Origin of the sequence: Verminephrobacter aporrectodeae subsp. tuberculatae At4 (genome assembly GCF_000193225.1) — a bacterium.
GTDB lineage: Bacteria > Pseudomonadota > Gammaproteobacteria > Burkholderiales > Burkholderiaceae_C > Acidovorax > Acidovorax aporrectodeae.
This window is the reverse complement of sequence record NZ_AFAL01000200.1, coordinates 1-730: the sequence shown is the minus strand read 5'-3', so window position 1 is coordinate 730 and position 730 is coordinate 1. Positions and strand designations below refer to the sequence as shown.

The 730-nt window shown below is 63.7% G+C and carries 1 protein-coding gene and 1 pseudogene; both read left to right on the top strand.

Annotated elements, in window-relative coordinates:
* A partial coding sequence (locus tag VTU_RS0105805) for a F0F1 ATP synthase subunit gamma (RefSeq protein ID WP_010101912.1) occupies positions 1-374 on the top strand: 374 nt, incomplete at its 5' end.
* 33 nt (positions 375-407) lie between these two features.
* Positions 408-730 (top strand): annotated as a pseudogene (locus VTU_RS25915) (F0F1 ATP synthase subunit beta); the annotation flags it as partial.

Below are 730 nucleotides of genomic sequence, written 5' to 3'. Positions count from 1 at the left end.
TCAGCGCGCTCTACCTGGGCTACACCCGGTTCATCAACACCATGAAGCAGGAGTCGGTGATCGAGCGGCTGCTCCCCCTGTCCTCCGAGCAGATGCAGAGCGCAAGGACCGGGCCTGACTGGGACTACCTCTACGAGCCCGACGCGCAAAGCGTGATCGACGAACTGCTGGTGCGCTATGTGGAATCGCTGATCTACCAGGCGGTCGCGGAAAACATGGCGTCCGAGCAGTCGGCGCGCATGGTGGCCATGAAGGCCGCCACGGACAACGCCGGCAGCGTCATCGCCGAGTTGAAACTGGTCTACAACAAAACACGCCAGGCAGCGATCACGAAGGAACTTTCGGAAATCGTCGCCGGCGCCGCCGCCGTGTAAGCGGCGCGAGAAACATCTTTATTGGAGCAAAAAATGGCTCAAGTGCAAGTGCAAGGCAAGATTGTTCAATGTATCGGCGCCGTGGTCGACGTCGAGTTCCCCCGCGACCAGATGCCCAGGATCTACGACGCCCTGAAGCTCGACGCATCGACGCTGACGCTGGAAGTGCAGCAGCAGCTCGGCGACGGCGTGGTGCGCACGATTGCGCTGGGCTCGTCCGACGGCCTGCGCCGCGGCATCATGGTGCGCAACACCGGCAGCCCCATCACCGTCCCCGTGGGCAAGGCCACGCTGGGCCGCATCATGGACGTGCTCGGCGCGCCCATCGACGAACGCGGCCCGGTGAGCCAGGACCT